General features: G+C 37.0%; 29 protein-coding genes and 1 pseudogene. 11 read left to right on the top strand and 19 right to left on the bottom strand.

Translation table 11 applies throughout. From position 1 onward, the window contains the following. The first annotated feature begins 64 nt into the window (after positions 1-64). The gene (locus ACO1DI_RS12960; protein WP_013057202.1) at positions 65-349 is read left to right on the top strand and encodes a hypothetical protein; all 285 of its coding nucleotides are present in this window, start codon (positions 65-67) and stop codon (positions 347-349) included. A gap of 44 nt (positions 350-393) precedes the next feature. On the opposite strand, the gene ACO1DI_RS12955 is transcribed toward ACO1DI_RS12960, so the two are convergent. After that, the gene (locus ACO1DI_RS12955) at positions 394-951 is read right to left on the bottom strand and encodes a helix-turn-helix domain-containing protein (protein ID WP_014459931.1); all 558 of its coding nucleotides are present in this window, start codon (positions 949-951) and stop codon (positions 394-396) included. A gap of 85 nt (positions 952-1,036) precedes the next feature. On the opposite strand from ACO1DI_RS12955, the gene ACO1DI_RS12950 reads away from it, so the two are divergent. Beyond that, a complete protein-coding gene (locus tag ACO1DI_RS12950) occupies positions 1,037-2,014 on the top strand; it encodes a multidrug resistance efflux transporter family protein (protein ID WP_014459930.1) in 978 nt (325 codons plus the stop codon). 46 nt (positions 2,015-2,060) lie between these two features. Here ACO1DI_RS12950 and ACO1DI_RS12945 read toward each other — a convergent pair whose 3' ends face one another. Continuing rightward, a complete protein-coding gene (locus tag ACO1DI_RS12945; protein WP_116741243.1) occupies positions 2,061-2,849 on the bottom strand; it encodes a DUF4240 domain-containing protein in 789 nt (262 codons plus the stop codon). A 294-nt stretch (positions 2,850-3,143) separates the two neighbouring features. Here ACO1DI_RS12945 and ACO1DI_RS12940 point away from each other — a divergent pair, with 294 nt between their 5' ends. After that, the gene (locus ACO1DI_RS12940) at positions 3,144-3,572 is read left to right on the top strand and encodes a GNAT family N-acetyltransferase (protein ID WP_423145352.1); all 429 of its coding nucleotides are present in this window, start codon (positions 3,144-3,146) and stop codon (positions 3,570-3,572) included. 64 nt (positions 3,573-3,636) lie between these two features. Here ACO1DI_RS12940 and ilvD read toward each other — a convergent pair whose 3' ends face one another. Continuing rightward, entirely contained in the window at positions 3,637-5,313 is a 1,677-nt protein-coding gene (ilvD, locus tag ACO1DI_RS12935) for a dihydroxy-acid dehydratase (protein WP_013057207.1), read from the bottom strand. A 225-nt stretch (positions 5,314-5,538) separates the two neighbouring features. On the opposite strand from ilvD, the gene ACO1DI_RS12930 reads away from it, so the two are divergent. Next, positions 5,539-6,483 (top strand): alpha/beta hydrolase, encoded by a 945-nt coding sequence (locus ACO1DI_RS12930; protein ID WP_154991278.1) that lies wholly within the window; start codon positions 5,539-5,541, stop codon positions 6,481-6,483. A gap of 18 nt (positions 6,484-6,501) precedes the next feature. Here the strand turns inward: ACO1DI_RS12930 and ACO1DI_RS12925 are convergent, their stop codons facing one another. The 7 genes and pseudogenes from ACO1DI_RS12925 to ACO1DI_RS12895 form a co-directional block, all read right to left on the bottom strand. Beyond that, complete coding sequence (locus tag ACO1DI_RS12925) at positions 6,502-7,428, bottom strand: manganese-dependent inorganic pyrophosphatase (RefSeq protein ID WP_014459925.1); 927 nt, start codon at positions 7,426-7,428, stop codon at positions 6,502-6,504. A 255-nt stretch (positions 7,429-7,683) separates the two neighbouring features. After that, the gene (locus ACO1DI_RS12920) at positions 7,684-8,142 is read right to left on the bottom strand and encodes a hypothetical protein (RefSeq protein WP_014459924.1); all 459 of its coding nucleotides are present in this window, start codon (positions 8,140-8,142) and stop codon (positions 7,684-7,686) included. Between the two features lie 106 nt (positions 8,143-8,248). Further along, positions 8,249-8,530 carry a hypothetical protein gene (locus ACO1DI_RS12915; protein ID WP_014459923.1) on the bottom strand — a complete coding sequence of 94 codons (282 nt, stop codon included), beginning with the start codon at positions 8,528-8,530 and terminating at the stop codon, positions 8,249-8,251. Between the two features lie 137 nt (positions 8,531-8,667). Next, the gene (locus ACO1DI_RS12910; RefSeq protein ID WP_014459922.1) at positions 8,668-8,895 is read right to left on the bottom strand and encodes a hypothetical protein; all 228 of its coding nucleotides are present in this window, start codon (positions 8,893-8,895) and stop codon (positions 8,668-8,670) included. Positions 8,896-9,119: 224 nt separating this feature from the next. Next, positions 9,120-10,194: pseudogene (locus tag ACO1DI_RS12905) on the bottom strand (branched-chain amino acid aminotransferase). A gap of 219 nt (positions 10,195-10,413) precedes the next feature. Next, positions 10,414-10,899 carry a hypothetical protein gene (locus tag ACO1DI_RS12900; RefSeq protein WP_423145351.1) on the bottom strand — a complete coding sequence of 162 codons (486 nt, stop codon included), beginning with the start codon at positions 10,897-10,899 and terminating at the stop codon, positions 10,414-10,416. A gap of 20 nt (positions 10,900-10,919) precedes the next feature. Beyond that, complete coding sequence (locus ACO1DI_RS12895; protein WP_423145350.1) at positions 10,920-11,507, bottom strand: lysophospholipid acyltransferase family protein; 588 nt, start codon at positions 11,505-11,507, stop codon at positions 10,920-10,922. 269 nt (positions 11,508-11,776) lie between these two features. Here ACO1DI_RS12895 and ACO1DI_RS12890 point away from each other — a divergent pair, with 269 nt between their 5' ends. From ACO1DI_RS12890 to uraH, 3 genes are read left to right on the top strand one after another with little or no spacing between them, the layout of a single operon-like run. Then, positions 11,777-13,099 carry a nucleobase:cation symporter-2 family protein gene (locus ACO1DI_RS12890; RefSeq protein WP_423145349.1) on the top strand — a complete coding sequence of 441 codons (1,323 nt, stop codon included), beginning with the start codon at positions 11,777-11,779 and terminating at the stop codon, positions 13,097-13,099. Positions 13,100-13,111: 12 nt separating this feature from the next. After that, complete coding sequence (gene uraD / locus ACO1DI_RS12885) at positions 13,112-13,639, top strand: 2-oxo-4-hydroxy-4-carboxy-5-ureidoimidazoline decarboxylase (protein WP_423145348.1); 528 nt, start codon at positions 13,112-13,114, stop codon at positions 13,637-13,639. Further along, positions 13,636-13,992, top strand: a complete 357-nt coding sequence (uraH, locus tag ACO1DI_RS12880; RefSeq protein ID WP_423145347.1) for a hydroxyisourate hydrolase — start codon at positions 13,636-13,638, stop codon at positions 13,990-13,992. The genes uraD and uraH overlap by 4 nt, the downstream gene beginning before the upstream one ends. A gap of 36 nt (positions 13,993-14,028) precedes the next feature. Here uraH and ACO1DI_RS12875 read toward each other — a convergent pair whose 3' ends face one another. Continuing rightward, positions 14,029-14,529, bottom strand: a complete 501-nt coding sequence (locus ACO1DI_RS12875; RefSeq protein ID WP_013083340.1) for a GNAT family N-acetyltransferase — start codon at positions 14,527-14,529, stop codon at positions 14,029-14,031. A gap of 416 nt (positions 14,530-14,945) precedes the next feature. Here ACO1DI_RS12875 and ACO1DI_RS12870 point away from each other — a divergent pair, with 416 nt between their 5' ends. The 3 genes from ACO1DI_RS12870 (at position 14,946) to ACO1DI_RS12860 (ending at position 18,218) form a co-directional block, all read left to right on the top strand. After that, positions 14,946-15,362 (top strand): hypothetical protein, encoded by a 417-nt coding sequence (locus ACO1DI_RS12870; protein WP_423145346.1) that lies wholly within the window; start codon positions 14,946-14,948, stop codon positions 15,360-15,362. Positions 15,363-15,851: 489 nt separating this feature from the next. Then, complete coding sequence (locus tag ACO1DI_RS12865; protein ID WP_423145345.1) at positions 15,852-16,781, top strand: PD-(D/E)XK nuclease family protein; 930 nt, start codon at positions 15,852-15,854, stop codon at positions 16,779-16,781. 156 nt (positions 16,782-16,937) lie between these two features. Continuing rightward, positions 16,938-18,218, top strand: coding sequence for an Nramp family divalent metal transporter (locus ACO1DI_RS12860; protein WP_014459912.1), 1,281 nt, complete (start codon positions 16,938-16,940; stop codon positions 18,216-18,218). 92 nt (positions 18,219-18,310) lie between these two features. On the opposite strand, the gene ACO1DI_RS12855 is transcribed toward ACO1DI_RS12860, so the two are convergent. The 3 genes from ACO1DI_RS12855 to ACO1DI_RS12845 all read right to left on the bottom strand — a co-directional run bounded on the left by ACO1DI_RS12855 (position 18,311) and on the right by ACO1DI_RS12845 (position 20,708). Continuing rightward, positions 18,311-18,586 (bottom strand): hypothetical protein, encoded by a 276-nt coding sequence (locus ACO1DI_RS12855; RefSeq protein WP_014459911.1) that lies wholly within the window; start codon positions 18,584-18,586, stop codon positions 18,311-18,313. A 520-nt stretch (positions 18,587-19,106) separates the two neighbouring features. Then, positions 19,107-19,730 carry a hypothetical protein gene (locus ACO1DI_RS12850; RefSeq protein ID WP_140450928.1) on the bottom strand — a complete coding sequence of 208 codons (624 nt, stop codon included), beginning with the start codon at positions 19,728-19,730 and terminating at the stop codon, positions 19,107-19,109. Between the two features lie 189 nt (positions 19,731-19,919). Then, on the bottom strand, positions 19,920-20,708 hold the full coding sequence (locus ACO1DI_RS12845; protein ID WP_140450929.1) for an HAD family hydrolase: 789 nt from the start codon (positions 20,706-20,708) through the stop codon (positions 19,920-19,922). 198 nt (positions 20,709-20,906) lie between these two features. Between ACO1DI_RS12845 and ACO1DI_RS12840 the strand changes: the two genes are divergently transcribed. After that, positions 20,907-21,359, top strand: a complete 453-nt coding sequence (locus ACO1DI_RS12840) for a MarR family winged helix-turn-helix transcriptional regulator (RefSeq protein ID WP_014459908.1) — start codon at positions 20,907-20,909, stop codon at positions 21,357-21,359. 36 nt (positions 21,360-21,395) lie between these two features. Here ACO1DI_RS12840 and ACO1DI_RS12835 read toward each other — a convergent pair whose 3' ends face one another. From ACO1DI_RS12835 to ACO1DI_RS12815, 5 genes are all read right to left on the bottom strand, one after another. Then, entirely contained in the window at positions 21,396-21,830 is a 435-nt protein-coding gene (locus ACO1DI_RS12835) for a hypothetical protein (protein ID WP_013083346.1), read from the bottom strand. A 142-nt stretch (positions 21,831-21,972) separates the two neighbouring features. Continuing rightward, a complete protein-coding gene (locus ACO1DI_RS12830) occupies positions 21,973-23,055 on the bottom strand; it encodes a tyrosine-type recombinase/integrase (protein WP_014459907.1) in 1,083 nt (360 codons plus the stop codon). Positions 23,056-23,460: 405 nt separating this feature from the next. Then, entirely contained in the window at positions 23,461-24,651 is a 1,191-nt protein-coding gene (locus ACO1DI_RS12825) for a TcaA NTF2-like domain-containing protein (protein WP_014459906.1), read from the bottom strand. A gap of 47 nt (positions 24,652-24,698) precedes the next feature. Beyond that, complete coding sequence (locus ACO1DI_RS12820) at positions 24,699-25,628, bottom strand: TcaA NTF2-like domain-containing protein (RefSeq protein WP_226701276.1); 930 nt, start codon at positions 25,626-25,628, stop codon at positions 24,699-24,701. A gap of 143 nt (positions 25,629-25,771) precedes the next feature. After that, a complete protein-coding gene (locus ACO1DI_RS12815) occupies positions 25,772-25,930 on the bottom strand; it encodes a hypothetical protein (protein WP_423145344.1) in 159 nt (52 codons plus the stop codon). Between the last annotated feature and the right edge of the window lie 112 nt (positions 25,931-26,042).

Here is a 26,042-nt window from a genome sequence, read left to right as displayed (position 1 = left end):
AAAAAAGAAATCCTAGCACAAGGGTTTCTTTTTTGTACCACTAACATATAGGGAGGAAAATAAGATGAAGACATTTTTTATCACAAATCGCTATTCGTTTCTTGAAACGCAAGTAAATGAATACATGCAATCTTTACTGGTGAAAACGCCTGAACAAGTTATTTTATATTTCGAAAGACAAATTCGAAAGTATAAAGTATATTTACAGAAAAAACATCATTATCCAGAGTGTATGGTTCAATCCATCCACCGTTTGATTGAAGAATATTCCTTAATTATCATTAGAGTAAAAAAATATATTAGCTATCAAAACAAGCTGATGAATAAACAGCTATTAGAGCCGCAGTAAAACGAATCATTTTTTATGGTTCGTTTTACTGCGGCTCTGCCGTGTTACTCCTCATATTTTAGCAGTAAATGCAGAACAGCGGGACGTTCTTCAAGATTTTTGTATGAGTGTACATGACTTCCTTCAAATTTTATAGAGTCAAATTGTTTTAGCTCGTATAGCTCTTCTTCTATTTTCATTTCGATTCTTCCTTCCATTACCGTTGCTACTTCAATTAATCCTTTGTGATGCGGTTCAGGACGGTATGTAGCGAGAGGCGCAAGAAAGGCTCGGTACATTTCAATCGTCGAATCCATTTGGTTTTGAAACATAAATTCGATTTTCCAAGCTTCATCTGGTCCTTTGAGAGAAAATCCTTCTCCGCACTTAGATAGGGATACTGAAGGCTCTACTGATACTAATTTGGTTAAAGGAATATTTAAACCTGTTGTTATTTTCCACATCACCCCTAAAGTGGGATTGGTCTCTCCCCTTTCAATTTTTCCTAATGTAAGTTTACTGACTCCTGTCTTTTCAGCTAGTTCATCCAGTGTCAAATGATTTTGCACCCTTATTTTTCGCAATTCACTGCCTACTTTTTTAATCATTTCTTCTGTCTGCATTTCTTCCTTCCTTTCTTTTGTATATTATGATAAACTTTTTTAAGTGATTAACATATTATAATATATTTAACAAGGAGGGTAAACAATGAAAGCAATAATATGGGGACTATTATCTTCCATGTTCTTTTCCGCTACGTTTATTGTTAACCGAGCAATGAATGTATCTGGAACGAGTTGGGCATGGACTGCATCCCTCCGCTTTTTATTCGCTATTCCTATTTTACTCATTTTAGTGCTGCTGCAAAAGAAATTTATGCCTCTATGGCAGGAAATGAAAAAACACCCTTGGGCTTGGCTTGGCTGGGGAACACTTGCAGGAGTAGGTTTTTATTCTCTCTTAAGTTTCTCCTCCCTTTTTGGACCATCTTGGCTGGTGGCGGGAACGTGGCAAGTGACTATTTTAGCAGGAGCTCTTCTTTCGCCCTTGTTTTTTATAAAGGTTCAAACTGCGGAAGGATATAAAAAAGTGAGAGGGAAAATCCCGCTAAAAACGCTTAGTGTTTCAGCGTTTATTTTAGTAGGCGTTATTCTTATGCAGGTGAAAGAGGCAGAAAATATTACGCCTATGCAGTTTATCTTAGGGTTTCTACCTGTGGTTGTCGCTGCTTTTTTATACCCGCTTGGAAATCGTAAAATGATGGAAATATGCAGCGGGAAGCTCGATACGTTTCAACGCGTTTTAGGAATGGCATTAGCAAGTATTCCGTTAAGTATTATTTACGCCATATACGGCTTCTTTACTACAGGTATCCCAAGTTCTCCCCAATTTTCTCAAGCCTTCATCTTGGCAATGAGTTCAGGTGTAATTGCTACGATGACGTTCTTTTACGCAACAGACTTGGCAAAAGAAAATTTAGGTTTGCTTGGAGCGGTTGAAGCAACTCAATCAGGCAGCATGATTTTTACCGTGCTTGGCGAAGTGTTTTTATTAAATGGACGTATGCCAACAGGGATTGCGTTAGCTGGTATGACGATAATCGTAATTGGAATGATTATGAACAGTATGCTAAATAAAAAAACAAAACTGTCTTCGGCCGCCCTGTCACGTACTCTATCAAAATAAAAAAAGAGGAGATGAAAATCTGTTTAAAGGTTTCCATCTCCTCTTTTTAATATTCGAGATGATTGTTCCAATAGCGGCTCCAAAGCACAGGGAATCGCATCTGTAAACCATCCTCATCATCTTCATCCCAATCAAGATCCAAATCTTGCTCATCGTACCACACTGGGTCAAACTGGTCATATTTATCATAATAATAGTCGTTATCTAAACCTGTCTTTTCTTCGTAAGCTTCACACGCTACAGAAAGTAATTCTTCTAATTGAGGAGCATAGCCTTCTGCTTCTAGTGGTTTAAGTACAGAAATCATCGTCTCAGGAGATTCAATCGCTTTATAATATATGTCTTTTCCCTGATATAAAAGCCACGCTCTAAAATAATCAAAACAATCATCTGAACAACCGCCCATTACAATATAAGCTGCTGCCCACAATGAAGAAGTATAGGATTGATCAAAATGCTGATTTAGTAGCTGATCAAAGCGGAAAATGTCCTTTTCAGAACGCTTTGCTAGCGTGGAGCGGAGCCATTCCATTTGCTCGTCGACATCCAATTTTGTCTTCGCCTTTTTTATCAGTTCCCAAAAGAGATCCTCTGACATCGTGCTGTCTTTCATTACTTGCATTGAACAAGTTAAAGGCTTATATCCTTTTTTTAATTTTGCACGAATCAGCTTTTCAGCTGCTGCTTCACAAGCTTCTGTGGAAGCAAACTCTTTCACTTGCATGCGACCGGCTGTATCAACTTTTCCAAAGTGAATGACTAACTTGCTGTCTCTTCTTTCAACTTTCCAAAATTTATTCGATTGCTCATCTTTATACACTAAGGTTATTTGCATGATACATTCCCCTTTTTCATCCCACTACTATTGTGAATAGTTCTCTTTTTACAAGTTATGTAGATTCACAGCGCTTCATAATCCATTTTCTTTGCTTTTTTTACATGTTTCAGTTGATTTTACTATTGCTGAGGTCGTTTAAACAGTGAGCAATGACCACAAATTTGTGTAATATGTTCATTAGTTGATTTTTGTTGCATTTACAACATTTTGTTTTTCCTTTATACTCTTTTATATCACTTATTTTTATTATACAAAAAAGAAGCGCAAATTCGTAGAAAAGGAAGGATTTTAATGAAAATTGAGCATGTTACAACAAAAGAGCAGCTTGAAGAAGTATTCCATATACGTAAAACAGTGTTTGTTAAAGAACAAGGAGTGCCGTTAGAAGATGAATTTGATGAACATGAAGAAACGGCAAAACATATGTTGATTTATTATAACAACGAACCAGCTGCTTCTGGAAGATTCCGCATAGTAGATGGTTTCGCTAAGATAGAGCGAATATGTGTATTAAAAGAATTTAGAAAATATGGACTTGGAAAAAAAGTGGTGACCAGCTTAGAAGAAGCAGCAAAAAAAGAAGGCTTAACTAAATCTAAGCTTCACGGTCAAGTTCAGGCTGAACCTTTTTATCATAAATTAGGGTATAAGACTGCTTCTGATGTCTTTATGGAAGACGGTATTCCACACGTTATTATGAAAAAAGAGTTTACGCATTAAAAACTCTTTGCACGGTTGCTCTAGTAAAGAAAAAGGCTCTCCGTAGAGAGCCTTTTTTGTACTATTAGATTTTCATAATTCCGCCTGTGCTAGCAGAAGTTACAAGTTTAGAATATCTTGCAAGATAGCCTTTTTTCACTTTAGGCTCAAAGCCTTTCCAGTTTGCTTTTCGTTCTTCCCAAACATCTGGAGAAACTTGAACATTCATCGAACGATCTTCAATGTCAATCACGATGTGGTCGCCATCTTCTACAAATGCTAGCGGGCCGCCTTCAGCAGCTTCTGGAGATGCGTGGCCAATTGATAATCCACGTGAAGCGCCAGAAAAGCGTCCGTCTGTTAATAGCGCTACTTTTGCACCTAGTCCCATTCCCATAATTTGAGAAGTTGGAGCTAACATTTCAGGCATTCCCGGTCCGCCTTTTGGTCCTTCATAACGAATGACTACGACATGTCCTTCTTTTACTTTTCCGTTAGCAATACCGTGCAGCGCCTCGTCTTGAGACTCAAATACAATTGCTGGTCCTTCGTGGCGAGTAATGCCGTCTTGAACACCGCCTGTTTTAATGATCGCGCCGTCTGGAGCTAGGTTACCAAACAATACAGCAAGTCCGCCTTTTTCAGTGAACGGCTTATCGATTGGATGGATAACGTTATAGTCTTTTACATCGCATCCTGCAATGTTCTCGCCTAGCGTTTTTCCAGTAACTGTCATCGTATCTAAGTGAAGAGCCCCTTCTTTTTTAGATAGCTCGTTTAAAGCGGCCGATACGCCTCCTGCTTCATGTAAGTCTTCAATAAATACATCAGAAGCCGGAGCCAGTTTTGCCAAGTGAGGCACGCGTTCTGCTACTTCATTAATACGCTCTAATGGGTACTCAATTTCAGCTTCATTCGCAAGAGCTAGCGTATGAAGAACTGTATTTGTAGAACCACCTAACGCCATGTCCAAAGCAAACGCGTTGTCGATTGCTTTTTCTGTTACGATATCACGTGGTTTTAAATCTAATTTAATTAATTCCATAAGCTGTTTAGCTGATTTCTTAACGAATTCTCTACGTTCAGGAGCAACTGCTAAGATTGTACCGTTTCCAGGTAAAGCAAGTCCTAACGCTTCAGCTAAGCAGTTCATTGAGTTCGCTGTAAACATTCCTGAACAAGATCCGCATGTCGGACAGCCGAATTGTTCTAATTCAAGTAATCCTTTATCATCAAGTTTACCAGCTTGATGAGCTCCTACGCCTTCAAATACTGAAGAAAGAGAAATCTTACGACCGTCGCTCGTTACGCCAGCCTTCATTGGTCCGCCGCTAACAAAAACTGTCGGAATATTCAGACGTAATGAAGCCATTAACATCCCAGGTGTGATTTTATCACAGTTTGGAATACATACCATTCCATCAAACCAGTGAGCAGACACTACCGTTTCAACTGAGTCAGCAATGATTTCACGACTTGGTAATGAATAACGCATACCGATATGTCCCATCGCAATACCGTCATCTACACCGATAGTGTTCATTTCAAAAGGTACGCCACCAGCTTCGCGAATCGCATCTTTTACGATTTTACCAAACTCTTGTAAGTGAACATGACCTGGTACAATATCAATATATGAATTGACAACCGCAATAAACGGTTTGCCGAAATCCTCTTCTTTTACACCAGCTGCACGCAGTAGGCTGCGGTGCGGTGCTCTGTCGAATCCTTTTTTGATCATGTTACTTCTTAATTCTGCCACAATAATTCCCTCCGTATTCATCTAACCTATTAAAAACTGAATCTTTTTAAATTGTTTAATAATTTTTAATATAAATACTAATTTAACAAATCACATAAAGGTTTGTAAAGGTTTATGACAAAATAATCATTTTTTATTTTAAAATAGTAAAATCACCTGCATAAATTAGTATAATATATACATATATCCCTTATTTTACAGGAAGGCAGAAGGTGGATGCTGAGCATGAAACAATCCTTTTACTACAGAGGTCATCAGGAAAAAGAAATATTTGCACAAAAATGGAATGTTGAAAACAATTCTGCAAAAGGCGTTGTCCAAATAGCCCATGGAATGGCCGAACATATTGGACGCTACGAATACTTTGCTAATGTATTAACTCAACATGGCTATATCGTATATGGAAATGATCACCGAGGTCACGGTCAAACAGCTTTAAAAGATGAAGAAAAACGTTTTTTTGCTGAAGAAAATGGTTTCGATACAGTAGTCTACGACATGATTGCTCTGACTAAGCACATTTCAACGGAACACTCCGGCCTACCAATCTTTCTTTTCGGTCACAGCATGGGGTCTTTTCTAACGAGAAGATATATTCAATTGAATACAGAGCACATCCATGGTGTGATGCTCTCAGGTACTGGCAGCATTCCTTCCCTTTCACTGCAGGGTGGCATATTAGCTGCGAAAATAGAGAAAAAAAGAAAAGGATTACGATCTGCTAGTCCATTGCTTGATAAACTTTCTTTTGGACAGTACAACAAATCCTTTCATCCTGCTCGAACACCTTTTGATTGGTTAAGTCAAGATAATGAGGCTGTAGATTTATATGTAAATGACCCTTATTGCGGAGGAGTTTTCACAGCGGGGTTTTTCTATGACTTACTAACAGGAATCAAACAAATCTCTAACTTAGCTAATATAAAGTTAGTACCATCAAATCTGCCTATTTATTTAGTGTCTGGAGAACATGATCCAGTAGGCAGCTATACAAAAGGGGTAGTCAAAGTATATAACGACTTTAAAAAAGCAGGATTGCAGGATGTAAGCTACCGTTTTTTTAAAGAGTGTCGTCATGAGTTGCTGAATGAATTAAATAAAGATGAAGTGATAGAAGATATACTAAATTGGCTTAACGCGCAAATAGACAAGAAAACGGTTCGTGTGTAGACACGAACCGTTTTTTTATTAAGCAAATACAGATGTTAATACAGGTACTACTTGTTTTTTACGTGATACAACGCCTTCTAAGACAGCTGTATTGTTTTCAAGCGTTACGTTGTATGCTTCTTCTACTTTTGAAGCAGCAGAACCTAATGCTAATGCAGTAGAGTTGCTGTTTAAAATATCTGTAACAACTAAAAGGAATAATTGTAATCCTTTTTCTTCGATTGTTTTAGTAATAGCTTCTTCCAATTCAACTTTGCGTACTAAAACGTCGTTTACGTCAATTGCATTCACTTGTGCAATTTCTACTTTGCTTGTACCCATGCTGAATTCTTTAGCATCTAATGAAATTAATTGTGAAGCTGTTTTATCGCCTAAGTCAGCTCCAGCTTTCAGCATTGCTAATCCGTACTCTTCTGCATCTACGCCTGCAATTTCCGCTAATTCTTTAGCAGCTGCAACGTCTTGGTCTGTGCAAGTTGGTGATTTGAATAATAAAGAATCAGAAATGATAGCTGATAGCATAAGACCTGCGATGTTAGGTTCGATTTCTACGCCGTTTTCTTTATACATCTTGTTTAAGATCGTTGCCGTACATCCAACTGGCTCTGCGCGATAGTATAAAGGATCCGCCGTTTCAAAGTTAGCAATACGGTGATGATCAATTACTTCAAGCACACGAACTTGATCAATGTCGTTTGCACTTTGCTGGCGTTCGTTGTGGTCCACTAAAATAACTTCATTTGTTTCTTTAGATACTTCATCAACGAAACGTGGTAGTTCAGCGTTGAACTTTTCAAGAGCAAATTGCGTTTCACCGTTAATATCACCTAATCGAATTGGTTCAGCGTCTACACCTAATTTATTCTTTAAATCAGCGTATGCAATTGCAGAACAGATTGTATCTGTGTCAGGATTTTTATGTCCAAAAATTAACGTTTTTGCCATCTTAAATCTCTCTCCTTCTTACGTATGTAAATAGCATTCTTGCGTAAAGTTAGTTAATTCGTTCACGCAACATTGCCATTTTAACATAAACTTTTACATTATTTTAATTTTTTTGCGAAAAATGATGTTCATCCGCAGATATTTTGCTGTTTTGTATCTTTTCCATAGGAAAAACACCTTTATTTCCGATGTAAATAGAGGGTTTTACACATTCATTATATAAAAGTCATCGATAAAACACAACCCGTCTCTCCATCACTTGATAGATAACTTAAACGCAGTATCTTGCCATTTTTGATAAAGAAAAAGTAGAACAGCAATAACCATCATTAGTACAAATAATAAAAAATGATTCATTTCCTTCAGTGTATAAATGTCTAGTTTTTCAAAGATAGGACTCATGACAAATGCCTGAAATAAATCGAAAGCTGCATTGATAATCATAAACATCCAAAAGCCAGGGTAGGTAAAATAAAAAATAAAAAGCGTGCCTATTATAAATATGCCAAAAGGAAAAGGCGTCATATTAACAAAGAAAAAAAGAGTTTTATTCACTTCCCACCAGTTAAAGCGATCTGCAATTTGAAAAACCATCGTTAACAATACCACTCCGAATAGTGATACAGCCATATACCGCTTTACTCGCTCTTTATCAACTGCAAAAAGCAATAGCCAAGGACCGATAAAAAACACCCACATTACAATTTGCGCCATGAACATTCCGCCTTTCATTTCAAAAAAAGAGAATATACATTATTCTGTCCTTATTTATGTAAAACAACCAAAAAAAGCACCCCGTATGAAGGAATGCTTTTTTTGGTTATCGTCGCAGTGTAAAGTTGAAATGTTCATTTACTTTAGCTCCTAGCTCTTCAAGAAACTGCTGAGCAGTCATTTCCTCTACGCTTTGGGTATACCAAGCAAGCTGAGATTTTTTATGAACATTGTTGTGATATACATCTCTTGACCAATATGTTTTTGATCGGTATGTATAATTAAAGTGAATGAATAGTTCACTCCCGTCTGGACACTGCAACAATACGCGGTAATGTGGATTACGACGATTTTTATCTAAACTCATTTCTTTGATCTGCGCTAACATTATTCACCTCTAAAGCCATTACTTAATCATTTAAAGGTAAATGCCACACCACGCTATGTCCTAGCTCTGCCATCAACTAGAAAATCATATATTTTCTAAAATTCTACACGATATAGGACAAAAGAGGAAGAGATAATTTATTGGTGGACGTGTAAAGTTTCATATAAATCTTTTAGCTGCTCAGGGTATTGAGACCTTACGTAATAACCCGTAGGACGGTGCTCGATTAAATGAGAAGCAAATAAGTAGCCGATGAGCACGTGCATTTGTTCATCTGAAGTTTCTTGGTTTAATTCTCTTTCGAGTCGTTCAGCTAAATGTGAAGCCAGCTGTTTAATTTTTTCATCATGTGATAAAAAAAGCATTTTGTTCTCCCCCTTATAACGAATAAGTAACGCGGCCAATTCTAATAAAGACAAAGTCTTGCTTTTATAAGGATAATTATATTTTATTTTACAATAAAAGTATATAAATAGTTCTAAATATTCAAAATATAATTTGTTTCTTTTGGACTATTCGGCAACAAACAAAAAAAGAAGCGGGACAGCTCCCGCTTCTTTTACGTAAAAAGATGTTCGATTATCGAAATTTATTCCACTTCCACTGCCCAGCCGAATGGATCTTCCACTGTACCATTTTGAATACCTGTTAGAGTGTCATACAGTTTTTGTGATACTTCTCCCGTGTTTCCACCGTTGATGACCATTTTCTCGTTATTCCAAAATAGTTCGCCAATTGGAGAAATAACTGCAGCTGTACCTGTTCCAAATGCCTCTTCTAGTTTGCCTTCTGAATAAGCTTGCTTAATTTCTTCCATAGAAATACGGCGCTCAGTTACAGGCATATTCCAGTGTTTTAGCAGTTCAATGATGGATTTACGCGTAATTCCTTCCAAAATGCTTCCGTTCACAGATGGCGTTACTACTTCTCCATCGATTTTGAAGAAAATATTCATGCTTCCTACTTCTTCAATGTACTTGCGTTCAACGCCGTCTAACCACAGTACTTGTGAATAGCCTTTTGAGTCAGAAAGCTGCTGGGCTTTTAAGCTTGAAGCATAGTTTCCGCCTGTTTTAGCTGTCCCTGTCCCTCCGGCTACAGCACGAACAAATTCGCTTTCAACCGCAATTTTTACAGGAGCAATCCCTTCTTTGTAATATGAACCAACTGGAGAAAGAATAATGATAAATTGATAGCGGTCAGATGGCGCTACTCCTAAGTAAGGCTCTGTTGCGATGACAAACGGGCGAATGTATAGTGATGTACCTTCAGCAGTAGGAATCCATTCGCGGTCAATTTTAATCAGCTGCTTTAACGCTTCTAGCGCTAAGTCTTCATCAACATGAGGAATACAAAGACGATCGTTTGATTTATTTAAACGTTTGAAGTTCTCATCTGGTCTAAATAGTAATACTTGCTCTTTTTTTGTTACATATGCTTTTAGTCCTTCAAAAACAGACTGCCCGTAATGAAAGATCATGGATGCCGGATCTAATGTGATAGGTTGATAAGGTACAATACGAGCATCGTGCCATCCTTGGCCTTCTGTATAATCCATAATGAACATATGGTCCGTAAAGACTTTCCCGAATTGCAATTGATCAGATTGCGGCTTTTCTTTTTTTGTTTGACTTTAGTGTTACATCGATTGAATAAGTTGTCATAGTTGTTTCTCCTTGCTCTTTATATTTACGGGTTTTTCGCTTAAACCTCTATATAAGTTACATTGTACAACTTTAGGGAAGCGTGTCACAATAGTTAGAGACGAAAAATTCTAAAAATTTTATAAAAATTATAAAGAAATAGCACCTAATCGAATTAAGTGCTGAACTGAAAAGGTTTTCTTTCTAAAAAAACTATTTCTACATTTTATTTACAACCATTTATAAACCAATTTTCACTCGAAGCTTTTCATCTTGTATTGAAAATTGTTTGATTTTCCCTACTGGAATGACCTTTATTTTATCAATTTCATTGAGATTGATATGAATTTGTTTTTTTTCATACGTAGTAACAGGCGGCTTATGAAAAATTCGATAGTTGATCCAATTTTGATTAAGAGGTTTCATTTCATGAATTTTGAATAAAAGCGTACGTTCTTTTGCTTCAAGAGGTTCTAGCACAATGGAAAACGGAATTCTCACCAGAAATTTTTTAATAATTCCATTCACGTGAATATAGGAGTCTTGAAATGAAATAGAAAATTGCTGAATTTGATCTTGCTTTGTCATTTGTTTTTGAAAAATTCGCATGAGCATAGAAGCGGATATAGGAACGGTTACACCGCTTTCAGCCATCTTTTCTTTCATTTTCGCCTGCACATCATCACTAATCACATCGTTTAGCTTTCTCTGTACCCAATCCTTCATGATGCACCTCCGCTATGAAGTTATTTTTCTGTTTCCTCTAACGCACGAATCGAAGCTGTTAAATGATTTGACACGTCCGCGAGCCGATTTTTTGTAAGTTTCCCTTCAGCAAGATAGATGGGCTTACCAAAGGAAATGACAATGGGATCTTTTGAAAATATCACTTTTACATTTGTGGGTCCTTTGTAAACTGCGGGTACAATAGGAACCTTTGCCATACTTGCTATAGTGACTGCTCCTCTTTTTAAGGGAACGTCTTCCTCTGTTCGCGTCCCGCTAGGGAAAATCCCGACGATATGTCCTTCTTTTGCTAATTTAATAGGTGTTTTAATGCTGCTGGGTCCCGGGTTGTTACGATCTACTGGGAATGCGTTAAGTTTTTTTAATACATTACTAGTGAGTATATGATTAAAAAGCTCCTTTTTTGCCATAAAATGAATTTGGTGAGGCAAAACAGCCGCACCAAGCGCTACAACGTCTACCCATCCCTTATGCGAACAAGCGATCACAAAACCTGTGTCCCTCGGTAAAGACTCTTTATTCCTTATGTAAAGCTTACCTCTTCTTTTTAATAAAAATTTACATGCGTGAGCCGCAAGATTATACATAAACATTTCCTCTTCCCTCTATTATTTGAAAATATATACAAAATTATATCACTTGATATTAATATCTGGTACTAAAAAATAAATGTAACATCTTTTTACACGATAGCTTACCTACTTCTCTATATATTGTAAAAAAGTAGATATTGAAACCTCTGTTTTTGGTCAACTTGACTAATGACATCCCTTAAAAAACATTTTACTATTAATGTATCATTCTAAATGTAATATTTATTAACATTACATGTGATATAATTAAAGGAGGTTTTTAGGTGAATAACCAAAATCGACCGTTTCGACTAGCTTCATTAGGATTACAGCACGTACTCGCTATGTATGCAGGTGCCATTCTCGTTCCGCTGATGGTAGGACGCGCATTAAATTTAAATGCACATGACTTAGCCTATCTCGTAGCCATTGATTTACTGACCTGCGGACTAGCTACGCTGCTGCAGGCTTGGACGAACAGGTGGTTTGGGATTGGTCTTCCTGTTGTACTTGGAAGCTCATTTGTAGCGGTGACTCCTATGATTGTAATTGGAACTCAATATGGAATTAGCGCTGTTTACGGAGCGATTATTGCCGGTGGTATTTTCATCGTACTGGCAGCAAGTTTTTTAGGGAAAATTATTAAATTTTTCCCTCCCGTTGTCACCGGAACGGTTGTGACGATGATTGGTTTATCGCTTGTACCATCCGCTGTCCGAAATATGGCAGGAGGAGTGGGAAGCAAAGATTTTGGTTCTCTTTCTAATCTTCTTCTTTCTTTTGGTGTGCTAGCGCTTATTTTAATTTTAAATCGATTTTTCAGCGGTTTTCTTCGTTCTCTTTCTGTGTTGATTGGAATTGTAGTTGGAACAATAGCCGCTGTATTAATGGGAAAAGTTGATTTCACTAATTTTAATGAAGCTTCTTGGCTCCACATTCCCACTCCTTTTTATTTCGGGATGCCTACTTTTGAAATCGGCCCTATTTTAACAATGATTCTCGTATGCTTGGTCATTATTATTGAGTCTACAGGCGTATTTTTAGCGTTAGGAAAGCTGTGTGATCGGGAATTAGAGGAAAAAGATTTTGCAAAAGGCTACCGTGCAGAAGGAATCGCCATTGTCCTTGGAGGACTATTTAATGCTTTCCCTTACAATACATTCGCTCAGAATGTAGGACTGGTTCAATTATCGAAAGTAAAAACAAAAAATGTAGTGGTAGTAGCCGGCTTCATTCTCGTATTACTGGGGCTTGTTCCGAAAATAGCTGCTTTTACAACCATTATTCCCACCCCTGTTTTAGGAGGAGCAATGGTCGTGTTGTTCGGTTTAGTTATTTCATCAGGCATCAAAATGCTAAGTGCTGTTGATTTGGCCAAACAAGAAAATTTGCTGATTATTGCGTGCTCTCTTTCCCTTGGCCTTGGTGTAACGGTGGTACCTGATTTATTCGCCCAGCTCCCAAATGCTTTGCGCGTAATTGTAAGTGATGGAGTTATTACGGGAAGCTTGGCTGCAATTTTATTAAATCTCTTTTTTAACGCATCGGTTGAACGAAAAGTACCTTCTGTCTCTTTAGAAAAGACAGATTATTCAGAAGTAAAATAAAGGTGGTTTAGTATGATTAATGTATCTGTGCAGTATGTAAACCAGCTTAGCAAGCAGCATTTTGTCTCATTAGTTGGTGATATATTTGAACATTCACCTTGGGTTGCAGAAGAGGCTTATTCTAAGCGCCCTTTCTCTTCCGTTGAACAACTTCATGGAAAGATGAAAGAAATTGTAGCGCAAGCATCTGTAGAAAAACAGCTTAAGCTGCTGCAAGCTCATCCAAATCTAGGTGAAAATATCGCTATGACATCTGCTTCTACTGAAGAACAAACAAAAGCAGGCTTACAAAACTTAACACAAAATGAGTATGAACAGTTTTCTTCTCTTAATGGAATGTATATGGAGAAGTTTCCTTTCCCTTTTATTTTGGCAGTACGAGGTAAACAAAAAGAAGATATTTACGAGGCAATGCAAAGTCGCTTAAAAAATACCAAACAAACGGAGTTTGCTACAGCGTTAGAAGAAGTATATAAAATTGCTTTCTTTCGCTTAACTGATAAAATTACTGAAGATAAGGAGACAAAGAAACGAGCATGACTAAAATTACAACGCATATTTTAGACCTCACCCACGGATGTCCGGCTGCTTTTGTCAAAGTTGATTTATATCACATCCAGTCGGAAAGTAAACGAATAAAGCTTTCTCATGGTACTACAAATGAAGACGGGAGGTTAATAACTCCGCTCTTCTCTTCTGAAGCGTTTGAGTCAGGAGATTATGAACTTTTGTTTCACATTGGGGAATATTATAAAAAACAAGAGGTCCAAACAACAAATCCGCCCTTTTTAAATCAAGTTTCTGTTCGAGTCGGATTGTCTTCTGAACAAGAACACTATCATATCCCTTTACTTGTGTCACCGTGGGGGTACCAAATTTATAGAGGAAGTTAAAAAAAGAAACGGCGTCTTTAAACGTCGTTTCTTTTTTTAGTTGAGCAATTTAGACATATAGTACTCATCAATAAACAAACCGCCAATTCGCAGTGAATGTTTTTTTGTTCCTTCAATTTCGAATCCTACTTTATCATACAAAGAAAGAGCCTTTTCATGCTGTATAGCGACTGTCAGTTCAAGACGATGAATATGGTGTTCTCTCGCCCATTCTTCAAGTGCACCGATTAAAGCTGTCCCAATCCCTTGATTTTGAAACGTCTTTCGAATACCTAATGTCAAAGAAGCGATGTGAGCGTTTCGGTTAGCTTCGCCCCCTGTTGCAGCTATATATCCCACAAGCATCTCGTTTTCTTCTGCTACAATAATCGTAGAGTTTGGCTGCTGCTTAAAGATTTCGATGTTTTTCTCCTGCTGATCTGTACTCAACTTTCGCTCTCCGCTTTCGAACAGCATAAACTTACTTTCTTCTTCAATCTGTTTAAGCAAATCTACAAAGTTTGCAGCATCATGTAATTCTAGTTCTCTAATTTGCATGCTGATCCCCCTTTTTGTGTGTCCCTTTTGTTTGTATATGTATTGGTTCACCTTTATAAAATATAGCTTTACAGTTTCTTACGAAAAATACGGCTTTTTAAGTAGCTGCGGTAGAACGAAAAACCTACTAATCTCCCTTTTTTTGAAATCCTTTTTTCCTCTGTATAATTTTAAATCACTTATCAACTTCTGTAAATTTTTTAGATTCCCTCTTTTAATTTCCATTTATCTTCCTTTTATATGGGTTTGAATTGGATCTAAGGAGACCTTTTATAGAAAACACATGACTATTATCCTGTTTTTTGTGAAGAAAGAAAGCAATAAATGTAATTTTATTTATAATCGTTTAGAATAGAAAAAGTGGAAATTTTATGTACCTATCCTCCTTAATTATTGGTCTGTGAAAGGAAATTATTATGAAAGTACAACCCGCAAAATGTGGTGTATATGTCTTAAGCGGTCTAGGGGCTGTTATGGTGTTCTTCTTACTTTTACTTAAGAACAGTGCTTTCTTTCTAGAGGAAGAATACGATCAAAACAAACCTGAAGCTGCGCTTGTGGTCAACGAACATACCTATCACCTTCACAAAGGTTCTATTAACTGGTCAAACGGCCGTTCAACAACAAAAAAAGAAATAAATGTATATGATTTATATACATACATATCGCAGCAAAAAAGCATACCATTGAAGCAGCAGCAATCAGTTAAGCTCCATTTTTCCAACCTAGACGGCGCTTATATTCGCGGCGTGAACGTGCATATATGGAAAAATAACGGCGAAAAAACCAAGCTGTTTGTCAAAAATAATGAATTTAAGATTCCTAAAAATTAAGGTTTTTACGTTGTAGATATCGTGATTAACTCTACAAGAGGAACCATGCAATATGCGGCAAATGTGCAAATACAGTAAGTTTGGTTGCAGTAAGTAAAAGGGGCAGAAATTATAGAAGCGATCAAAAAGTTATCACAAAAAAAGAGAGCAATATGCTCTCTTTTTTATAAAATGAAAAAGACGTCCACGCAGGACGTCTTTGATGCGTTTGTGGCGGGGACCGTGTGACCACATTCACACGTTTAGCTCGAAAGCATGTCCTTCGACTTACACAAATTAGCTCATCGCTTTATTAATATAACATCCGCCATGGAAAAAAGCAATCAATTTTTAAATAGTTTTTTCTATTTATACATATTTCGCGAGAATCCACAAAATAATATGCATGCGTAGCTATTCACTCTCTACATTTTTAGTCTATTTTAACTCATGTACGAATACACTAATAGACCAACCTATGCGCAGTTTTTGAAAAAGGATGTGAATAGCTTGTTTCAAATCACTGATTTCCCTGAATTTTCATGGTCCTATTCCAGGCATAAAATGATCACACAGTGCAAACGAAAGTATGCATATCATTATTATGTCTCACACAATGGATGGCTTGACAGCGCTTCTGCACAGTCTCAAAGCGCTTATCGTTTAAAAAAGGTTTCTACTTTATCTATGTACGCAGGACAAGCCGTCCGTCAAGTGATTACAGAAGCCATTTCTGACTATACATCTACACAGCTTGTCCCGGATGAACAAAATTTAGTGAAGAAAGTACAGCAGCTACTAAATAACGCACTGCGTGATTCTACTGACTATGGAGAGCTTTGGTATCATAAGCCTGCTCAGTATAAGATGCTTTTAGAATTCTACGAAAACGGCTATATTTCTAAAAAAGATCTTAAAGATATGCAAAAGCGGGTACACATTTGTGTACATAACTTTTTACAAAGTAAATCGTTTTGCGACGTGGTGTCTTCACCTTCTTTAGAAGTAGCTTCTCCTCAGTCGTTTCGTTCTATAAATGTGTATGATCATAAAGTATATGCGCCTTTTCATTCCCTTTTTAAAAATCCAGTCACAGACGAATTTACGATTGTTGATTGGAAAACGAGTAAACAAACAAAAGATGATTTGTTTCAACTGGCGATATACGCCCTCTACGTGCTAGCCGAATACAATATTTCCGTTGATCGGATAAAAGTCCGAAACGAATACTTGCTTTCGGGCAGTTCGCGTACGTATCAGCTTACCCTTCACGAAATTGAAGCCATTCTTTGGCAAGTTGATACAAGCATTGATTATATGAAAACTTTTTTGGAAGACTCAGAGGTAAATCAGCCTCTTCCGCTTGAGCATTTTCCTAAAGCAGATACGCCTGCCTCCTGTCACGGCTGTGCATTTAAAGAGTTGTGCCAAACAGGATAAAAATCACTTGGAAATCGTCTATATTTTTTAATAAACTTTTTTATTGTCAAAAGAACCTTTGCTAGCATATAATTTGCATTAAGGAAACATTTTATACTTCATATAAAAAAATTAGCTTGGGCTATTTGTTGTTCATCAAAGAAAGGAGCACTAGACATGAAAGATCAAAACGGCAGTAAAGCATTATCAGCTATGCAGCTAAGTGCTCAAGACGTATTGTCGGGTAAAACAAAAGGAATTAAGCGATTATTGCCTTTCTTAGGGCCTGCTTTTATCGCAGCGGTTGCCTATATTGACCCAGGGAATTTTGCTACTAACATTGCAGCAGGATCTCAATACGGATACATGCTGCTTTGGGTTGTATTAATTTCTAACTTAATGGCTGTCTTAATTCAATCGTTGTCAGCTAAATTGGGTATTGCAACGGGCCTGAATTTACCTGAGATAGCACAAGAACACTTCCCATCCTTCGTTTCTTTTGGGCTTTGGATACAAGGGGAATTGGTCATTATGGCGACGGATTTAGCAGAATTTATTGGGGCTGCTCTTGGCATTTATTTATTATTTCATATTCCTTTGTTCCCAGCTGCACTTATCGCAGCGGTAGGTTCTTTTGCTATTTTAGAATTGCAAAGACGAGGTGTTCGACTGCTAGAAGCAGCTATTGCGGCGATGGTTTTTATTGTGGTATTAGCTTTCGGGACCCAAATGTTTCTTGCACACCCAGACGGTGCAAGTGTTGTCCATGGCTTATTCGTCCCTCAGTTTCACGGAACAGACAGCGTTCTATTGGCTTCGGGAATTTTAGGTGCTACAGTTATGCCGCACGCAATTTATTTGCACTCAGCTCTTACACAGCGACGCGTGGTAGGAACTACTGAAGCGGAGAAAAAAGCGATCTTCCGCTTTGAATTTATTGATATTGTTATTGCCATGATTATTGCTGGTGCAATTAATGCAAGCATGCTGATTGTCGCAGCCGCTCTATTCTTTAAAAACGGACTAAACGTGCAAGATTTGGACGTGGCTTTTACACAATTTGAACATTTAATTGGTCCCTTTGCAGCTATTGCGTTCGGTGTTGGATTATTATCTTCAGGACTTTCAAGCTCTTCGGTCGGAACGATGTCTGGAGATGTCATCATGCAAGGGTTTATTAAACGGAGAATTCCTTTATATCTTCGCCGGTTTATTACAATTATTCCGCCGCTTTTGATTATTGGGCTTGGCGTTAATCCAACAAGTGCACTAGTTGTCAGTCAAGTTATTTTATCGTTCGGAATTGCATTTGCGCTTGTACCTCTTATCATGTTCACAAGTAATAAAAAAATCATGGGCGGATTGGTTAATCATAAAGCTACAACGTCTGTAGCTTGGGTGATAGCTGCATTAGTCATTTGTTTAAATATCTTTTTGATTTACCAAACGTTCGCATAGTAAGTAAATCAAACTTTCAAGAAAAAACAAAAAAGAGACCCTGAAAAGTTAGATATAGTCTAACAACTGGGTCTCTTTTTTATTATTTTTTATTAAACGATAGTAAAAATGAAGTAGACGAGAGTTCCAATAATGGCCGACAGTACTAAGCAACCCAGTGGATATAAATAAGAATAGTTTTCTTTACGGATTGAAAGTATACGATCAACAACAAAAATAAGAACAATTCCTATCATTCCAAATTCAAACATTAAAAATCCAAAAATGGCATGGAATATGAAGGATAGGACAAAATCAATTTTTTTACTACGGTCTTTTACAAAAGCACTGACTAATAAATCAACGATAACCGTGCCCAACGTCCCCATTATTAAAAAGAAGGGCGTAAAGAATAAAAGGTATAAAGGAAATAATTCGATGAAATGCGAACCGTTTTTCTTTATAGTGAAATTGGGAATTGACTCTTTTATCCCGGGTATAAAACAAAAAAGCAAAGCAAAAAGAAACGCAGCTATAATAGCCGCGGATAGCTTTCTATTCAAATGCATGTTTATTTTTTTATTACTAAATTCAGTAGTTGTTTTTGTATGTTTATCATTCATATGTCTTTAACGTGATGTACGCACCTTTTCCTTTCTCATAACTTTGTTATTTATATTTTATGTCTATCTTTTGTTACCAGCAGTTACAATAATACACGTTCTTTTTGAACTTGACTACACTAACGCGTTTTATGTCTATCGTTTGCTCCGCTTCCCTTGTATATTCCTTCTTTTTATTCAGGAGTTGTAGTATCGTTTGCTCTTTCTATGAGAAACAAGATGGTTTTACAAAAAAACGCCTTCTTTTTCTATACAACAAAAGACAGGCGTTTTTTTCGGTATGTAATTAATAATCTTGTTTAGCTTCTTCAAACTTAAACACATCCGCTCGTTCTGATTGCTGTGTAACTAACAGGTTATACGTATGGTTGGCCTTTTTTGGAATTTTAAATGCAACATCGAGGTTAAGCGGTTCGTCGTCAGATAGTGACGGTGATGAAAAAGCTGTCCACACGGTGTGCGGGGTTTCTGTCGATAAATTCCCTCCATCAGACGGTTCGTAGGTTTGATAAGTTGCTGTGTCTTGTAATGTAAACGTCGTGTCGTTTAATACTACAGTCGAATGTTCATTAGGTGTTCGCTGAAACTGAACGGATACGACAATGTACTGGGTGTTTACTTGTTTAGCTCCTTTAACAGGATAAAATTGCGCATCCGTTGTGGACACATAATATTGACCGTGTTTTGATCGTTCTCCAAATGCTAATCGATCATCGGTTTCATCTTCTTGAGCTACCCGACTTACAGGTGCCATCGTTTCATCGGCTGCTGAAATGGTGTCTGCTCCAGGGGCATGTTTAGGTTGAGGGTTTTTGTAAGTGACGTGCGTATCGCCTTGTTTGTCTTCACAAGCGGCGAGACTTGTGAACAAAACAGCCGCTACAAGGCTTCTGGTAACTATTTTCTTCATGTTATTCCTCCAATGACTAGTCTATATACTATGCTACATGGTATTTATATGGTAATCAAGGATAAGATTGGTACAATGTGAATAAAATCAGTGAGATTTGGAATGGATATAGGACCTGCAGAGACTTCTGTACTTATTTCTATAACAAAAAAGAGACGATTTCCGCCTCTTTTTGCTTGTTCGTTCGTATTATGAATTTAGTTCATCTAAAATTGAATGCAGTTCACTTAAATGGGTAATTTCATAAGTAGGAATGACTTCATTTCGCTCTTTATCGTGACGATTAATCCATACAGATTTCATTCCAACGCGAGAAGAACCCAGTATATCTGTCATTAAATTATCTCCAACCATAATCGCCTCATCTTTCTTTAAATCCATAAGTGATAAAGCATGGTCGAAAATAGATGGATCAGGCTTACCGCGGCCAAATGCACCTGAAATCACAATCTCATCAAAATATGGAACTAGTTCTGATGTAATATCTAATTTGGTATTTTGTAAGTCAGGTGAACCGTTTGTTAACAGCAGCAGCTTGTACTTTCCTTTTAATTGATCAAGCACTTCAAACGTTTCTTCGTATACAAACGGTGTTTTGCGGCGCTCTAATGGAAAACGCTCGGCTAGCTCTGCTCCAAAAGAATCATCGTGAATTCCTAAAGCACGAAGACCTCGAGTCCAAGCTTCTTTGCGATAAGTAGGAACAATATCTTTCATTTTGCGGAATTCATCATGATCGTCTAAAAAATTCCCCCATAATCCTTCAAATGGATTAATGCCGATCATTTGCGTAAATTCATAGGTTTCATACGAAGCATATAATTCCCTTGCTTCCTTACGCACCGCTTCTTCTAGTTCTTCAGGTTTTAGATTATATTTCTCACTTGCATATGTACATGTTGCAACGAATGCTTCTTTTACGCTTTTTTGATCCCAAAGTAGCGTGTCATCTAGGTCGAAAAATACCGCTTTAATCATGGATGTGTGTACCTCCTACTGTTTTTGAAAAAGTTTAACTATTCTTACACTAGATTACAAGGATACACCCAATAAGTCTAGTGTATTTGCGATTTATTCTGTAAATTTCTTTTTATAAAGCGTCACTTTTATAAACAAATTTACAGAAATAAAAACAGCTGATATAATCACAGCATGTATGTATGCAGGAGGTTTTATATGGAATCGTTAGAAGAAATATTCGGCATTCCCACGGTTCGTACAAGTAAGCGCTTAAGTAGAGTGGTTGCCGCACGCTTGCGCCCTTTTGGAATTACGCCAGAACAGTGGACCGTTTTAAAACGCGTATCAGAAGCTGAATATAGTACACAGAAGCAATTAGCTGAGCGAGCAGATAAAGATCAAGCGACGCTGACTAAAATTTTAGATTTACTAGAAAAACAAAATTGGATTCAGCGTGTTAGGAATCCAGAAGATCGCCGCTCGTTTTTTATTCAAATAACAGAAGACGGCCTGCGTTTAAAAACAGAAGTGACGCCTGCTGTAGAACAGGTATTTTTCGAATTAACGTCCGAATTAAACGAGCAGCAGGTTAAAATTTACACCGAAACTTTACAAAAACTTGAATACCGCGCCGAACAATTGCTTCAAGACACAGAAGACCTGCGTTAAATACCCAAAACCCCACAGCTAACATTCTGCGGGGTTTTACACGTAGTTGGCGATGCATAGTACTTCTTTTATTTTTGAAATCACTTGTTTGGTTTCATCTGTTAAAGAGGTGAATTTAAACGCGATGGATTCTGCATTTGGATTAATGAAGGGTTCTTTGTTTGTGTCTTTGCGGTAGTCTTCAATTTGTTCTAAACAATATTTTAAAATAAACGACAAGTTCGCACGTCGAAATCTCAAACTGACGGTAGAAGGCCATCTTTTTTGAAACTGATTGCTTCCCTCATACTGAATCGCTCCGATGTAGCGTTCTCCGGATAAAAAAGACTCTTTGCTTCGATATAGCTGAACGGTTTGGGCTGTTCCGCTCCAGTCAATATAAATACCTGCTGTTTCACAAACTTCGTATATGTAATGAAAAAGCTCCGTTACTTCTCCGAAATGGTAGTGAAGCGGATGTTTAGCCGTCATAGGTAGCTCCCTCCTTTATCGACTTTCTACCATTATATTGTAGGAAAAGTAACTTATTCATTTATACAACTTATTTCATACGCATAAGCAGTAAAAATGAAAATCTATTTGTTTTTAGTTTACATAAAAATATTATAAGTAATTAGCGATAACCCGACTTTCGAAACGCGTCGTATACCGTATCCTCTTGAAGTTTTTCAAGATAAACGTTCGTTGTAGCAATAGAAGAGTGCCCTACTACTTGCTTCACAACCGCAAGCGGAACGTCATTAGCTAAACTGTTTGTAATAAAGGTATGACGAAACCAATGAGGAGAAATAGACGCGTTTCCTTTTACTTTATAAACAGCTGATTTAATCGTTCGATACAACGTTGTATAGGATAATCGCTTCTTTTCGCCGGTACGATAGTACTCTTTAATGGAATAAAAAAGCGGTTCAGTATTAAAAGGACTTAGTTCGGTGCTTTCATTTAACGCTTGCCGGTAAGTGAAAAGCGTTTCTTTCACATCATCAAACACGGGAATAGTCCGTTCTTTTTTTCCTTTACCAATCACATCTACAACCAAATTTCCGCGGCGGTCTTCGCGGAAGCTTCCCCAATTTAAACTCAGCAGTTCACTTGAACGCATTCCACTCATATACAAAAGCATTCCCATTAAGCGGTTGCGCGCTTTGAATTCCTTTTCATGTTGGCGAATGCGCACGACGGATTCTAACGCATTTACAATTACCTGTGCTTCGCGATCGGTTAGCTCTCGGTACTCAGTACGATTTTGTTTTTCTTTATCACTGTAATGTCCTTTTGCAATAGATGGCTTTTCAATCCATGTGGTATACAGCGAAGGATAAAAATGAGTAGCGTGTCCAAACTCTAGCATTCTTCTAAAAAATTCTAGCTTTCTTGCAGCAGTTCGATTTGCATATTGATTCATCATTTCTTCATTAAATAATTTGACTTCCATAAATCCAATCGATTTTAATGTAATCTCTCGTTCGTAGAAAAAAGACAGAATCGTTTTCATGTCTTGATTGTAAGATCTGATCGTATGAGGAGAAAGTGATTTTTTAATAATACGCATTGAAAAAAAGAGCTGAATAAATTCTTCATCTGAAACGTGCTTTAAATTCAAGTTGTTATCTTCATCTAACAGCTCTGCCTCTTCCCACTGCTCTTTTAGCTGGCGAAACGAATTTTTCGCAGGCGACAATTCAAATTCTTCCATTTTACCCCTCCTAATTATAAAAAACGAAGATATACTTTTTAAACGAACCAGAATTAAATATAACGAATTTTTATTTATTCGCAACAAATACCATTAAAAGTTTTCAAAAACCTCTCAAAACTTAATTTAGAAAGCCGGTTTTTAAAGATTTCAACACAAATATCCATTATATGTAAAATTTATTCTATTTTCTGCTTATTTTTCTACTTTATCATATAAACGCTTGATAAGGAAGAGTTATCTTGCGTTAGTTAACTAAAGGATTCTATTTGTGTTATACAGTAATGTTTGAAGAACACTATTAGAAGTTTAAGCGGTACTGACTTTGGATAATCAGTAAATTAGATTGACGTCCTCAAAGGAGCCTCTTTACAAATAAAAACATCACGCTTGGCGTGATGTTTTTTAAAGTGATTCAATTTTAGTCAGGTGCAGCTGTTTGTTGCTGTAAGAAACGGTATACGTTCGGTAATACTCTTTTTCTTGACTTTGACCGTTCGTTGTAATGGAAATGACTTCTTTCGTTTGGATTGTATAGACCGCTTCGTCCTCTTCTTCACTCACAGATTCCACGTCTAATACCGAATAATCAACGAGTTCTTCTCGAATGTCTCTTTCATACAGCATTTTCACAAGTTGCTTTTGATCATTCCATAAAACACTATCCCGCTGGATATAAGGCTGTACGTGTTCAAATTTATTCGTGTTAATGGACTTTGTTAAATCTTGCAAATAATGTTCAATAAAAATATCTGCTGTTTCTTGATCAACCTTTTGGATGTTTTTTAAATTAAAATCTTTTTCATCCTTCTCTTCTTTTTCTTTTTCACCTTCGGTAAAATCGTCGATTCGCTGAGAGCTGATTTTGCTGATGGCATATTTTTTATTGTTCTCTTTAAAAATCAAAATTTCTTCCTTTTCCCCTTTTTCATTTGTACGAGTGGTTTCACCTTGGTATGAAATATCACTCGAAGGATTAATTGACTTTACGTATTCTATATATTCATCGGCCGTAATGTTCAGGTATTTTTGATGATAGGTAACTTCATCCCATTCATTTAACTTCCAGTGCTTATTAACGTATTTAAAATTCATGTAAATGGTCAGGCCGCCGCTTCCTTCTTTACTAATTGGCTCAATGGCTGATACTGAAAATTGTCCAGCGTGGTTGTTAATAAGTTCAAAGCGAATAAGGTGAGTTACATCAGGAAAAAAGCTCATATTACATTCTTTGCAGTAATAGTTAGTAGAGATACTTTTTAACTTTGTTGCAATTAAAGACGATGTCGCATATGGCGTTAGCGCTTTTTTTAGCGTTTCATAATCAGCAGGGTTAGATTCATTTTCCCATTCATACTCTTCACCTAATTCTTTATAGGTACTTGAAATTTTGTTCATCGTCTCAACCGCAGTTTTTTCTGCTTTTTTTTCTGATACAAGATCAGGTGGAAGAGATGACTTAGCTTGATCTTTTGGGATCACTTCATCTGAGGAAGGTTCGGTTGGTTTGGATAACTTAACTGTTTCTTTTTCTTCACAGGCTGTCAAAACCATTAGCAGCAGTAGAACGAATGCAATCGTCCATTTTTTATGCATAAGGTGTCCTCCTCAATGCCGAATTTAGTCTGTTTTAAAAATGATCTTTAATTCTCAAACGTATCGAGCACGTAATCACCGCTTGGAATTCCCCACTTTGCCTTTTTATTTTGATCTGTTTTAGCAAGTAATGAAATCGAATTTTCTTTGAGCGTAATGACAATTGTTCCTTTATTTCCTTGTCCATCATTTTCATATTCAATGGCTGCTTGGTTATTTTCAAAGCGAATATTTTTTTGTTCAACGGTTGACACGCGGATTTTGCTAGGTGGCTGGTACGAATTTATTTTAATCGTTGCTTCCGAGTTGGATGTAGCAAGAAATTGAATGATAGGAGATCCGTTATCATTGCCAGTGGTCCATTTTCCATCGTAGTCGTGTAAATCTGTTGTTTGTGTAGTGGGAGTTTCAGTGCTTGCATTTGGTTTAGATGAAAAGTCAAATGGTTCTACACTAGATAACTTTAACGTATCGTTTTGATAAACGGCTGTATAAAGGCGGTCACAAATTTTAGTATAAGGATCTTTACCCGGCTGCTTTAATAAGCTTTCTTCGTGGGTTTGTATTTTGAACACATGGTTAGGTTCTTCATACCAATTGACAATATGAAACGTTTGCTTCTTCTGCTCGATGCCTTGGCGTGTGAAATTTTCAACAAGAAGGTTCTGCTCTTTATAAAAAGAACTGTCTGTTTTCAAAAAAGCTTTTAGATCATCAAAGGAGTTTTGATCAACTGCTTTTCCAAACGCTGAAAAGTAATCAGTCATCCACGCTGTAATAAATTTTCCGGTCATTGCTTCTTTATCTAAATCAATCGATTGAATGCTTTCTACCTGTGTTTTTGGTTCATTTAGTACTTTTTTTGCATCTTTTTCTACTATCATTGTATTTCCGTCTTTTATTGTCTCTTCTTGCTGACAGGCTGATAACAGAATAGATGAAACAACCGTGATAATGATTGTATTACGTTTGTTCATCATAATTGCCCCTTCTTTATCTAATATAAATGTATGTATATTCTTCCAACAAACAGACCTAGTATATCATTCTACAAAAAAACGCTCAACCCTTTAATTTCACAAGAAAAACGGCTTGCCTTTACAGCGAGCCGTTTTTTCTCCTATTTAATGGATGCTTCTTGATACGAATTGGCTGCTTCTTTTTTGAGCTGTCTAGAACCATAAAAGACATAGTAAATAATTGAAAGAAGGAAAATTCCAAGAATCACATACATTAAAGGTAGAGAAACGCCAAACAGCATTAAACTTGTTGTAAGCACACTGTATTTTAGAATGCCGTTGAAGCGGCGCACGAAAAACGCGAAAGCGTTTCACGATAAATGCGAAAACGCAGTCCCTCAGCTTCTAGTAGGTGTTAATATCGGTTTTTTC

The sequence above is a fragment of the Priestia sp. 40 genome, assembly GCF_049368575.1.
In the GTDB taxonomy this organism is placed as follows: Bacteria; Bacillota; Bacilli; order Bacillales; family Bacillaceae_H; genus Priestia; species Priestia zanthoxyli.
Note: the sequence above shows the minus strand (reverse complement) of the source record. Positions and strands in the feature narration are given on the sequence as shown.